Source organism: Flavobacterium sp. Root186 (genome assembly GCF_001428525.1).
Lineage (GTDB): Bacteria > Bacteroidota > Bacteroidia > Flavobacteriales > Flavobacteriaceae > Flavobacterium.
The window spans coordinates 40,257-53,908 of record NZ_LMHW01000001.1; the positions used below are offsets into that span (position 1 = coordinate 40,257).

Consider the following 13,652-nt stretch of genomic DNA (forward strand, 5'->3'; position numbering starts at 1 on the left):
AATTAAACCGATTGTAATGCCTTGTAATAATCTTCGCGGGTGCAAAATTCCAAATGTGCTTGTTTGTGCGGCAAATCAAGAACACACTGAAAAACAAATCCGGCTCTTTTGTTCAGTAAATGAATTTTATGATTTCTCGCATCGGGTTCTACTACAATACGCTGGTTTTTTCCATCACTAAAAATAAAATCAAGAATTACCGTAAAAATAGTCCATGTAAAATTCGGAATTGGTTTTTCTGACGGTGCAACTAGTATATGCATGCCTTTATCGCCTTTTTGCGATTCGTAATATCTACCTACAATATCATCTTCAGGATTATAACATTCCAGTAAAAAGGTGACATTGTTATTGAATTTTCCAATATAAACCTGCGCTTTTTCCAAAATATTATAATAGGTATTTTTTACTTCTTCTACAGAAAATCCATTCATTTCCCAATAAACGGCGTAATCACGGTTTACCCAATTATGAATCAACGGAATATCCATTTCCATATCAAGCGGACGCAGCTCAAAAACCCCTAAACCGGGAATTGTTTTTACAAAAACAATGTCGTTTGCAACATCATTTTCAGGATGAGTTATTATACTATTCATCTTTAAGGAATTAAGCTATTATTTTTTTATACGGAGCAATTGGGTTTTGCAGTTTTCCTTGAAATTGTAACAATGCCACAGGATCATCAAGATCGATCATGGTTTTGTTATTATTCAATTGCAAACGGTTCAGGCAAGACAACTGAAATTCATTGGCAAATAAATCATATTGTTCGAATTTAGCTTCTAAATGTGGGTTTTGTTCCTGATAATCAGAGATACATTCCGCTGCTAATTCCCAGTAACGATCTTCAGAATAGCCATCACTCGAAACTAAAATAGCCGACATGAAGCGGAAAAATCCATCAAAAACATCAATAAAAATCGAAAGTAATTTTACGTCTTCCGGAACTTCTGCATAAATTCTGTCAATGTTTTTAGGAACCACAACATCAGGATTCAGAATCACGGCTTCTTCGGTAATATCTTTCATGAAAGAACGTACCGGAACATGATTTTCTAATCCCAAAATAAGGTTTTCACCGTGCGGCATAAAAACCAAATCATATTGATAAAAACAATGCAACAACGGGCTTAAATAAACCTTGAAATATTCGGCAAGCCAATTGTCTATAGATAATGAAGAAGCTTTTATAATTTCAGATAATAACGAATTTCCATCTTTATCTAAATGTAAAAATGCTGCCATTGTCATCAATTGTTCATCATTTTTGAGTTTTGCCACGGGGCTTTCTCTCCATAAGGAAGCAATCATTTTATTATACGGATTGTGTTTTCCGAAACTTTCAAAATAGGGATTGATGTAACTTACAGAAGCTACTTCGCCCAACATTCCGAAACCTACTTTTTGAAGATATTGATCGCCACTTAATAATTGATCTAACCATTCTGCCATTTCAGGCGCTGTTCCTAAATAAAATACAGGTAAACCACGCATAAAGCCCATATTCAGGATTGAAAGCGATGTTTTGGTATATAATTTTTTAGGATTACTTAAGTTGAATAAGGTTCTGATGGATTGCTGCGCCTGATATAAATCGGGGCCATAACCAACACAAATCAGTTTTTGTTTGGCAATTTCCGGCGAAAACAAATTGGCCAGTTTATTAAACCATTGCCATGGATGCACGGGAATAAAGTAATAATCGCTTGGATTTTGTCCTTTTTCTGAAATCGTCGCATTGAATTTTGCTATGGTTTCAGATCCTAATTCTTGTTGAATCAACGTATCGTAATCCAGTTTTTGAGTTCCTGCATAAACGGTTCTGTCGCGATGTCCGGCAAGCCATAAAATCCTGAACGGATTTCCGGCTTCGGGCGCATAAGCTTTATAATCCATGCTGTTGTAACCAATTCTTCCGTTATTGGCGACAAATCCCGGATGGCCTTCCATCATGGCTTGCTCAATGGTTTGGAAATCAGAATTGGCCAATGATTTTGAAGTGGAATTTTCCTTTAATAATTTGTAACAGCTTCCGTAAAGCGTACTGATAATTTCTTCCAAATAAGAAGGAATTAATTGTTCTGAAATTCCTAAACTGGTTCTGAATTCCTGAATAAAATCAACTGCATCTAAACCTAATAATTCATTATTTTTATATTTTGAAATCGAATTGGCTTCAATATTCAAATGATTCATGGCAAGTAATTCTGCTTTAAAAATATACTTTACCGATTGATCGTCAGAAAGTAACGAATATTTATTATCGGATTCTAATATTGGTTTTATTAAAAGCTCATGCGAAAACTCACAAATGGCTTTTTTTACCAATAAACGATTGGCTTTTTCCCATACTTCCGGCTGAATATGTGTAATCGCTTTTTCGGGAAATTCTAATTGATTTTCGTTATTCATTTCGGTGTAATTGAGGTTAAATGAATCTATTTTTTTTATGAATTGTTCTCTTGTACAAAAGGCCAATAATGCGGTTTTGTGTGGTAAATGGACAACATCTGCATCTTCAAAACCTACACGATGGCAGATATCAAACATTTTTTTGTTACGAATGTCCGGCTCGACAAGGATTCTTTCAATAGTAAGATCTCTGAAAATAAATTTCATTATACTCGAAAAAATATGCCACGTAAATTGATGTACTGGTTTTGTTGATGGCGCTACAATAATATGGATACCGCAATCGTAATCCTGAACGGTATAATAGTTTCCAATAATATCTTGTTTTGGGTTGTAACGTTCTAGTAAAAACGAAACTTCGCCATTTACGAGTCCGATAAAAACATCAGATTCTTTGGTTATTTTGTCATATTCTAAACGAACTTCTTCCAGATTTTTTCCCTGCATACCCCAATATTGCGCATAATCACGATTGACCCAATCATGAATGATTTCGGCATCGTTTTCCAGTTGTAATGGGCGAAAATCTATCACTCCAAAATCAGGAATTGTTGTTGAATAAATAGGATTATATGTATTCATTTTTTTATTTTTTAGATTTCTTAGATTTTTAGACTTCTTAGATTTTTAGACTTTGGACTTTGGACTTTAAACTTTAGACTTTAGTCTACTAACTATTTACAATTAATTCATTGTTGTTTTTACTGCTCCATCTGGCTTTCAACAATAGTTTGATTCCATTATAAGCAAGCTGGATGCTTATACTCGAGGCTATAACAACTGGAAATAAGCTCAGAACAAACCATTGATCATGTTCCCAAAAGCCTAAAACATACATTCCCCAATTGATCAAAACCCATTGAATTACGTACAAACTTGTTACATGTTTACTGCAAAAAGTCAATAAATTAAATATTGGGTTATTTGCTTTAAACAGATTTACAATGATGTTTATAAACCAGTATAAAACAAGATTTGTTCCGAGTAATAAAATACTTCCGCCCGGTCCTAAATGATAATAATCACCAAAATGATATTCAGGATTAGAGAAATTTAAAAGTCCGCCAGTAACAATAAAAGCTAAACCAACGAACATCATTTTTTTGAAAAACAGATACTGATTTTCGTTGAGTTCTTTATACCATCTTCCCAAAAACATTCCGATTAGAATAAAAGCACTCCAAGGAAAAACCGGGAAATAAACATTAAACTGATTACTGAAAAACAGATCGCAGATATAATCCAATCCTGCAATTCCAACCCTGAAACCGCTCAATTCTTTTGAAATTGAAATAATCAATAAAGCCACAATCAACGGAACATATTTGCTTTTACTAAAATGATTGATAAGCCCCATGATAAACAAAGTGATTCCTGCCAGCTGCAAAATATCTCCCAAAAGCAAAAAGAAAATTCCTGTTTCTAATGTACCTGATTTTAAACCATAAGCCGAAATAAAAGCTTCTGGAAGTCCTCCAAAAAGGAATTCAGGAACCAGAAATTTTAAAAAATTCATTCCGTAGCCCACTGCCAGAATGTATAACGCTCTTTTGCAAACGGCAGTAAAAGTTTGTCTTCTTGATAATACAAAAGAAATTCCCATACTAACCAAAAACATTGTTGTTCCGCGGCCCAGCCATAAAATGATTTCCCCTAAAACAGTATTGGTTTGTGTGGCAATTGTTCCGTAAATCAACATTGTATGCACCATCATCATTAAGATTACACTTGTTCCCCTGGCAAAATCAATTGCCAAAACTCTCTTTTTTTGTTGTACTGTTTCCATAATTATGCAATAGTTTCAAATGCCGGAGATTCAATCACTTCTGCTGCGGGAACGCCAAATTCCTGAAAAGCAATTTTGGTTTCTACTGCGTAATGTTCCACTCCTGTAATTTCTTTAATGATGTATGAGTTTCTGTAACACGCCATTCCTAAATCTGGTGTTACAAAACCGTGCGTGTGCAATTCAGCGTTTTGTACAAAAACTTCGCTTCCGTTATTGTCAATCGAGTAATTTCTGTTGGCTGCAAAACGACCTTTGTCGTCCCATTGAATTCGGTTAGCAATTCCTTCTAAAAAATGGGGCAGTTTATATCCGTAACCTGTTGCTAAAACCAATGCATCGGTTTTATGGCGGTATCTTTTATCTTGCTCCACCTGATGTAATTCTAATTCAAAAGATTGATTTGTTTCATCATAAGTTCCTTTGGTACAAGCCGCATTAGTTCTTAGATTCACATCAATCTCTGTAATTACTTTTTTACTGTAAATGGTATCAAAAATCGTCGCAATCAAATCTTTATTGATCCCTTTATACAATAATTTCTGATTTTTAAGCAAATGATCTCTTTTGTCTGAAGGAAGATTGTAGAAATAATCTACATATTCCGGAGAAGTCATTTCGAGCGTTAACTTGCTGTAATCCATCGGAAAAAATCTTGATGATCTTGTAATCCAGTTTAACTGATATCCATAAACATCAATTTCCTGCAATAAATCATTAAATACTTCCGCAGCACTTTGTCCGCTTCCTAAAACTGTAATTGATTTTTGTTTTTGAAGTGAAGCTTTATTCTGAATATAAGCTGAGGAATGAATTGCTTTTCCTTTTAAAGACTGACAAGATTTTGGAATATGCGGAGCTGTTCCGGTACCTAAAACGATCTTTTTAGTTTTGTAAATTGTAGTATCATTTGTTTTAGTTGAAAGTGTACTTACAATATAAAGCTGCTGGTTTTCATCGTATTCAATTGCCGTAACTTCAGTATTAAAATAGATATTGGGTAACTTTCTAATCGCCCATTGACAATACTGATTGTATTCATTTCTCAGTAACAAGAAGTTTTCACGAATGTAAAACGAATACATTTTGCCTTGTTCTTTGATGTAATTTAAAAAACTAAACGGACTTGTTGGATCAGCCAGAGTCACTAAATCTGCCAGAAACGGAATTTGTAATGTCGTGTCTTGCAGCAGCATTCCCGGGTGCCAGTTGAAAGATTCATTTTTATCGAAAAATAATCCGTCAAGGTTTTCAATTGGTGCGGTTAAACAAGCCAGACTTAAATTGAAAGGCCCTACTCCAACTGCGATGAAATCGTATATTTTGTTTTGCATTTTATTTTAATTTTTTAATGAATATTCATTTCCGTGATATACAATCAAATCGATGATTTCTTCAATATCTTTTGGAGTTGTTAACGGATTTAATAAAGTGAATTTGAGGAATACTTCGTTGTAGACTTTTGTACTGGTAATGATGGCTTTACCTTCATTAAAAATAGCTTTACGAATGTAACTGTTGATGCCGCAATACGAATTTTCGTTTCCGGTAAAAGGCGTATAACGAAATACAATAGCACTAATTTCCGGTTTGTGAATGATTTCGAAATCGTCTCTGTTTCTCAGTAAATCTGCTGTGAATTGTGCGTTGGCAATCGCCTTTTCCATATAAGAACTCAAACCTTCCGTGCCGATCATTCTCAACGTAAACCACAATTTTAAAGCATCAAAACGACGTGTGGTCTGGATTGATTTTTTTACCATGTTTGGAATTCCTTCGTCTTCCTGTTCTTTAGAATTTAGATAATCAGCGTGGTATTTGATATAATCTACAAATGATTTATCTCGCATGAAAAACCCGCTTGAACTTACGGGCTGATAAAAAGTTTTGTGATAATCAATTGTAGCAGAATCTGATAATTCGATTCCGTTCAATTTTTCTTTGTGAAAATTACTAATCAATAAACCACCGCCATAAGCTGCATCTACGTGAAACCAAATATCATTTTGATTTGCAATTGAAGCTATTTCAGCCAGCGGATCTATAGAACCAAAATCAGTTGTTCCGGCCGTTCCTACGATTGCAATGGGAATATTTCCTAAATCTTTTTGCTGCTGAATTACCTTTTTTAAGGCGTTAGTATTCATCTTAAAATCAGGATCTACAGCAACAGGAATTACTGCATTTTGCCCCAAGCCAAGCAAACTTAGGTTTTTCTTTAAACTAAAATGACTTACTTCTGAACATAAAACCCTGAACTTTGAGGCTTCAGGAGGAAGTCCGTCCATTTTTGGATCAATTCCGAAATGCTTTTTGATATAATGATCTCTTGCCAACAGTAATCCCATCATGTTAGACTGCGTCCCTCCGCTCGTAAAAATTCCGTCTGCATTTTCAGGATAACCCAATTTGTCAAGTGTCCATTCAACCAATTTTAATTCTATGAAAGTTGCTCCGGTACTTTGATCGTACGTATCCATTGAAGAATTTAATGAAGATACAAAAGCTTCTGCCACAAGTGTTGGCGTTAGAATGGGGCAATTAAGATGCGCTATGTATTTGGGATTATGAAAATGAATACAATCATTTAAATAAATATCTTTTAATTCGTCCAGAACATAATCCAGGCTTTTTCCATTCTTATTTTCTTCCAGATAAATGTTGTCGATTTTTTTCTTGATCGTCGAAATACTGGTTCCTGTAAATGGGGTATCTCTTTCTTTTAAATGGTTTCCAATTGTTTTAATGGCCTTTTTCATGCTCTTCTTATAAATCCCAATTGATTTATTATTGTTAGAAAAGACATGCTTATCGTGCGCATTATTAATAGCAGCTTCTTGCAGTATTGTTTCTAATTTTTCTTGTGCCTTCATTTGTGGTATTTATTTAGATTGATTCTAAAGAATAATTTTCCACAAATGTAGATTTGTACGAAAATTAAATCAATACCATAAAAAAGTGAAAATTATTTCTATAATTGAGGTAGTTAAAATACCTCAAATATAGTAGGAAATAAAGCATAAAATATAGATTAATAATACGAAAATTACTTTATTTTTTTTTCTAATGCGTACAATATCAACTCAGATGTTGTATGTCTGCCTGTTTTTTTCATAATATTTTTTCGATGTGTCCTGAAAGTATGAATGCTGATAAAAAGCTGAGATGCGATATTTTTTCCATTATTTCCCTTCGCTATTTGTTTGAGAATCTCAAACTCTCTTAAAGTAAGTTTTTCATCACTTTCGGCAGTTGGCAAAGCAAAAACATCAATAAGTGCATTTAAGGTTTTGGGGCATAAATAACGTTCTCCGTGCTGAATTTTATATAAGGCATCATAAATAGTTTGTTCTTCACAATCTTTTGATATGAAGCCATTTATATTATCTTTTAAAAAACTGTCAATAGTTTGTTTGTTTTTAAAATACGATAGGATTATGATTTTGCATTGGGGGTATTCTGTTTTGATAATCTTAAGATCATCATCATAAAATAAAAAAATATTATTGGGATCAATAATCAAACATTCTATATTATTTTTATCCAAACATTTAAACAACTCTTCTCGTGAATTTACCACTTTTAAGCTGGGTGTTTTGACGAGCTTTTTTAGTGTGTGCCTCAATCCAATTATGTGTAGGTTTTCAGAATCGGCAATAAGGAAATTTTTCATTTTGTTATTTAGATTTAGTCTAAACAAAAGTAATATAAAATTTAAAGATATTAGATTCAAAAAAATAGTTTTTTTCCTATAATCATAAAAATTAACTTTTTATGAGACGCCTGTTGTTTATTGATGAACTTCTGTTTACTAAATTGATAGATTGACCAAGAATATTATTATAGATTCAAGGTATTAAAAACAAAAAGACCCGGACAATGTCCGAGCCTTTTTCTATTCTATATTGCTTTTAAAATTCTCTTAGAATTTATACGCTACGCTTCCCATTAATGTACGTGGAGCCTGAACGTTTATTGTTGAATAACCGTTAAAGTATAATTCGTCTGTAAGGTTATTTACTTTTAATGATACTCTGTATTTAGGCTGATCATAATACAATGCAGCATTTACTACAGCGTAAGATGGAAGTTCAAAAGTTTCACTTGGTCCAGCATTGTAAACATATGTAGCATCTCCATAGTTACCACCAAATCCTAAACCTAATCCTTTTAGTTTTGTTGTTTGAAGGTTGTAGCTAAACCAGTAGTTAATTAAATTTTCTGGCCCTGCAGTTATAGGTCTTAGATCATTTAACTCAGAATCATTTTTTGCATAACCCACAAGTAAGTTTAATCCCGGGATTGGGTTTGCTGTAATTTCTAATTCAAAACCTTTACTGAATTGTGTACCGTTTTGTATGCTTGCATTTGGTAAGCTTGGGTCAGAAGTTACGATATCTTTTACTTTGATGTTATAGTAACTAATTGTAGCACTTAGTTTATTTTGGAAAGCATTTGCTTTAACACCAAACTCAAACTGGTTTGCTCTTTCAGGGTCAAATTGTTTCAATACAAGAGAACCTCCTTCATTTGCACTTGCAAATCCAACATTTTTAAAACTATTTTGGTAGTTACCAAATACAGATAACTGATCTTTCAAGATTTGAAAAACAGCACCAAATTTTGGCGAGAATGCATTTTGAGAAAATTTACCAGCCTCTGAACCTGAAAGTGGGTCAAATGATCCTTGATTTTCAAAATGATCAAAACGTACTGCTGCCGAAAGAATTAATCTTTCTGTAATGTTAATGGCATCTGCAACATAAGCACTGTAAGTTGTTATAGCACTGTTGCTAGTATATGGATTATTACCATTTCCAGCAAGCATATCCCTTACATTCGTTGGATTAAAATCATAATAATTAGCTGCCGTTCCTGTATAATTGATTACATCATACGGAGCATAATCTTTGATATTCTTAAATACTAAATTGTTTGAACCATAATAGATATCACCACCTACTAAAAAGCGGTTTCTCATTGATCCAATGTTGAAATCACCATTAAAGTTTTGTTGGAATTCAATAGCATTGTCTCTACCATTTGCATCCCAGGCATTTCTTGAAAATTGCTGGTCTTTTAACAAGTAAAACCATGTTTGTAAACCAGTTGCTTTATTAGAACTGCTGCTAAATACAGTTTGTGAAGTCCATTGTTCAGACATTTGGTATAAAGCCTGTGCAAAAACATTTAATGTTTTAGTATTCATCACAAATTCGTCTCCTAAAAATGATCTTTTAAAGTTGATGTCAAGATCTTTAGCATTGCTTACTCCTAACTGAGATGGAGCTGCACCAAAATAAATTAGAGGCATACCAGAGTTATCTTGGTTTCCTATTTCTGCATCAATAGAAATGGTAAGTTTATCATTTACTTTATAAGAGAAAGATGGCGCTACAAAAAAGCTTTTAGAGTAACCGAAATCCTGAAAAGTATTGGCATTTCCAAAAGCAGCATTCAATCTGAATAATGCTGTATTGTCATCGTTGATTGGAGTATTAACATCAGCAGTTAAACGGTTAAAACCGTAGCTTCCGTTTTGGTATGAAATTTCTCCGGCAAAAGTTTCAAAAGGTTTTTTAGTTACACGGTTGATTAATCCTCCGTATGAAGAAACTACGTTTCCAAAAAGTGTAGCCGATGGCCCTTTTATAACCTCAATTCTTTCAAGGTTTACAGCATCTGTATTACTGTTTACTTTTCCTGCAAGACCGTTTCTTACTAAACTCTGTGTAGTAAACCCACGAAGTGAATACCAAGAAGCTCCGTCACCTGCACGGTTAGTAGCAGCCCATAATTGATATAAACCCGGAACGTTTTTTAAAGCTTCGTCCTGGTTTGTTACTAACTGGTCTTTAATTAATTCTTTAGTTACTACATTGTAAACTTGTGAGTTTTCAAGGTTTTTAACAGACATTCTAGATACATACTGACTTTCTGCTTTAGTATACTTGTTTGCATTTCCTTTAACAAATACTTCAGTCAACGCTTCAGATGTTGTTATTAAGGTAAAGTTTACTACAAGTTCTTTTCCTGCTGTAACAGTGATACCTTCTTCTTTAGGCGAAAATCCTACTACAGAAGCCTTTAATGTATAATTACCCGGCTTAATGTTTTTGATTTCATAGTTCCCCTGAGCATCAGTAACAGTTCCAATCTTTGTTCCTTTCAAAGTTACAGAGATATTATCAGCAATTTCATCATTCGATAATGAAACTGTACCTCTGATTGTACTTGTCTGTGCAAACGAAGTAGCAGCCATAAGCAGCAGAAAACAGCTCAATAGCGGAAGTAGTATTTTTACTTTCATGTTATTTAGAATTATTTTTAATAGCGCAAATTTATGTGTTGTGTTAAAACAAACCAAATTATTTGTATTTATTCCAAATAATAATAACATAAACGGGTTTTATTCTTTATTTATCAGTTTTTTAAATAAAAAAAAGAAGAATCACTTTTTTTTAACAAAAATGGGCTAATAATTAATGCATAAAAAACACGTTTTTGAAAATATTATGCGAATATTTTTAAATATTTAAGTCTTTATTTCTATCCTAATCATGCAATTAGGACTTAAATACAAAAACCTCCAAATCAAATGAAATTGGAGGTTTTATTTGGAACAAAAAGCGTGTTTAAAAAAAATTACTCTTTATGATAAGGACATCCTGAAGGTGCAGAAGATCCGGTAGCTGCAGAAGGTTTAATGGTGTTAGAGCTTGGGAATTGTTCTTCAATTAAACGTCTCTGCTCTGGAGAAACATCTTCTAATTTACGAAGTGTGTTTACCTGAATGTGCGGCCAGCTTGTGGTTCCGCCGTCATCCCCAAAATCAAATTCGAAAAATATAATCTGCTCGTATTGCAGTTGAAGGATTTCTTTTCCTTCCTCTATAACGGTTTCAACCCACATGCTCATATTCATTTCGACCGTAGTAACAAAACGATTTACAAATGGAACATTTAATATTCCTCCCTGTGCTCCCGTTTTATTTTTGGATGATAACTGAATAAGCACATGATTTTTTATTTTTTCTCCTTTAATAGAATCACGCAGTCGTAAATCTGGTCTTACAGAATATGGATATAAATCGTGAGCAAGAATTCGCTGTGTATAGATTTTGTTTTCTCCGGGATCATTTTTATCATTCAATTTTTCAAATACCCAGGCAGGCGGTGCTTTGTCAAGATTTATTGGCTTTTTTTCGCTTGCTCCCGCTCCACCCATAGTTCTAGAGATGGAAAGATGATCGTATTTCCAGGCTGCATCTCCATGTGGAAATTCAGGGGGACCTTCATTCAGGTAGCTTGTCTCACCCTGAACCAAGTCTCCTAATAAAGTTATAGTACTTCCATGCGGAATTACACCACTTCGTGAAATAGAATAATCGGGAATAAAATAAGGTCCTGTTTGTCCAGCTCCGGGCTTCAATTCTTTAGATGCTATAATTTCAGAATAAGGTCTTCCGTTTAAATTTTCTAACGTTACGTATTCTTTTTCTCCAAGATCATTATAAACTAAAAAAAGAGTTTCGTCCTGATACCCGCTTTTATATAAATCTTTATTCGGGTTTTTTGGTGATACAGGATGTACGCCGCGATCTTCTTTAATCGTTTTCTCTGTTGCTGCATAATTAAATATATCACTCAGCCATAAATACATACCATTCTCTTCGTGGATTGGAGTGTATTTTAAAGTTTCTTCTCCTTCTACAGTGTTGACACTTTTTATACTTTGCTCGTATTTAACAGCTCCGCAAAATTGTTCGTTTGCACCGCCGCGATTACGAACTCCGCCCGGGACTAAATCAAATGTTAGTTTTTCTATATATTCTTCACAATCAAAACTATATTTTCCGGGAATAGTTCCTGCATTTGTGCCCGGTGATGGCATAATGGTCGTATGGATTCCGCTTCCTATTAATTTTCTATCATTTTGTCCGTTATGATTGTAGCTCACCCAAGTTCCTTGCAATACCTCTAAAATACCATAATCTACATTATTTACAATTTGCTGTAAATTATTTTCATGAAAAGCTCTAATTGGATCTTCAATTTGAACTTTTGCATATCCATCCATCAAATCTCCTAATATTCCCTTACTTTCCTTGTCTTGGGCAGCTCCGAATAATAGTTCTTTTTTATTTACATCTAGATTTTGAGCTATATGAGGCAGGTTTAACTCATCAGCGTCGTTTTTTCGTTTTAGCATAGTTTTATTTTTTTGATTAGTAAATCTGGGTATTCAAAAGCATTGTTATGAATCTAAATTACTGGAGATAGAAAATCAATTATAAAAAAATGACATAAAGCGGAAATTATTGGTCACAAAACAAGCTATATAAAGGATGGGATGATCGTTGGGGTTTTTAATCGAAAAAAGGGTGTTTATACCCTTTTTTCATTTCTCATATTGTGATAAATTTGAATCATATTTACATAACACATTTACAATCAGTAAATTATTTATTCTCATACACATCTACAAAGAGAATATTCTACATGCCTTCTTTTTAACGTCTGCTTAATTTATTTAATATGCTTTTGCATGAATCAGGCAGCATAACATATTGATTACCTCATTGCCCTTTTATTTATCAAACTTTTGAAATTAAAATAACGATATCAAATGAATTAATAAATTAAAACCAACGATTATGAGTTCAATAGTACCACCAGACAAGAAAGCCAATTATGAAAAATTATTTGCTTCCTGCATTATAAAAGAAGCTAAATATCCTGAAATTGATAAACTAGTTGAGAAAATAGCTTCGAACAAAGCGAGATATCAAGCTGTGGGAGATCCGTTAAATATTCCCTGGTATGTCATTGCAATAATACATTGCATGGAAGCTAGCTTAAGGTTTGATACTCATTTGCATAACGGAGACCCGCTTACCGCACGTACCGTTCAGGTTCCTGCAGGGCGTCCAAAAACAGGAAATCCTCCATTTACATGGGAATTTAGTGCTAATGATGCTTTAATTTTTGATAAACTAAACTTATGGACAAATTGGGAAATTGCCGGAATTCTCTATAAACTAGAGTTATTTAATGGCTTGGGCTATTATAAACAAGGCATTAATTCACCTTATTTATGGAGCTATTCGAATCATTATACAAAAGGAAAATATGTTAAAGACGGAAAATATGATCCTAATGCTGTTTCTAAACAATGCGGGGCTGCGGTATTACTGCGACGTCTTAGCGAGCAAAAGCTGATAACACTCCCAAATGGTCATATTGTAGAACAAATATTAGCGCAGGGCAATAAGACTTTATATTACACTGGAACTGTTACCAACGAAGCTAAAGATTTGCAAACACTGCTTAATAAAGCCGGAGCTATACTAAGAGTCGACGGAAAAGCAGGCGAAAGAACCTCAACTGAGTATTTTAAATTCAGTAAAACGTATTTAAAAGGAGATCCGAGAAGAGCGTGATATTTAATT

Annotated in this window: 9 protein-coding genes; 1 reads left to right on the forward strand and 8 read right to left on the reverse strand. The window is 33.7% G+C overall.

From position 1 onward, the window contains the following. Positions 1 to 2: 2 nt before the first annotated feature. From ASD98_RS00125 to ASD98_RS00160, 8 genes are all read right to left on the reverse strand, one after another. A complete protein-coding gene (locus ASD98_RS00125) occupies positions 3 to 599 on the reverse strand; it encodes a GNAT family N-acetyltransferase (RefSeq protein WP_056198372.1) in 597 nt (198 codons plus the stop codon). A 10-nt stretch (positions 600 to 609) separates the two neighbouring features. Continuing rightward, positions 610 to 2,997, reverse strand: a complete 2,388-nt coding sequence (locus ASD98_RS00130) for a GNAT family N-acetyltransferase (RefSeq protein ID WP_056198375.1) — start codon at positions 2,995 to 2,997, stop codon at positions 610 to 612. Positions 2,998 to 3,085: 88 nt separating this feature from the next. Further along, positions 3,086 to 4,201 (reverse strand): heparan-alpha-glucosaminide N-acetyltransferase domain-containing protein, encoded by a 1,116-nt coding sequence (locus ASD98_RS00135; protein ID WP_056198378.1) that lies wholly within the window; start codon positions 4,199 to 4,201, stop codon positions 3,086 to 3,088. 2 nt (positions 4,202 to 4,203) lie between these two features. Continuing rightward, positions 4,204 to 5,535: a lysine N(6)-hydroxylase/L-ornithine N(5)-oxygenase family protein gene (locus ASD98_RS00140; RefSeq protein WP_056198381.1), complete on the reverse strand. Its 1,332-nt coding sequence runs from the start codon at positions 5,533 to 5,535 to the stop codon at positions 4,204 to 4,206. Positions 5,536 to 5,541: 6 nt separating this feature from the next. Then, on the reverse strand, positions 5,542 to 7,074 hold the full coding sequence (locus ASD98_RS00145) for an aspartate aminotransferase family protein (protein WP_082577759.1): 1,533 nt from the start codon (positions 7,072 to 7,074) through the stop codon (positions 5,542 to 5,544). A 173-nt stretch (positions 7,075 to 7,247) separates the two neighbouring features. Continuing rightward, positions 7,248 to 7,874 carry a response regulator transcription factor gene (locus tag ASD98_RS00150; RefSeq protein ID WP_056198386.1) on the reverse strand — a complete coding sequence of 209 codons (627 nt, stop codon included), beginning with the start codon at positions 7,872 to 7,874 and terminating at the stop codon, positions 7,248 to 7,250. Between the two features lie 249 nt (positions 7,875 to 8,123). Then, positions 8,124 to 10,511, reverse strand: a complete 2,388-nt coding sequence (locus ASD98_RS00155) for a TonB-dependent receptor (RefSeq protein WP_056198389.1) — start codon at positions 10,509 to 10,511, stop codon at positions 8,124 to 8,126. 335 nt (positions 10,512 to 10,846) lie between these two features. Then, positions 10,847 to 12,412 (reverse strand): peroxidase, FMP-type, encoded by a 1,566-nt coding sequence (locus ASD98_RS00160; protein WP_056198392.1) that lies wholly within the window; start codon positions 12,410 to 12,412, stop codon positions 10,847 to 10,849. 445 nt (positions 12,413 to 12,857) lie between these two features. On the opposite strand from ASD98_RS00160, the gene ASD98_RS00165 reads away from it, so the two are divergent. Further along, positions 12,858 to 13,643 carry a hypothetical protein gene (locus tag ASD98_RS00165; protein ID WP_056198395.1) on the forward strand — a complete coding sequence of 262 codons (786 nt, stop codon included), beginning with the start codon at positions 12,858 to 12,860 and terminating at the stop codon, positions 13,641 to 13,643. The last annotated feature ends 9 nt before the right edge of the window (positions 13,644 to 13,652 follow it).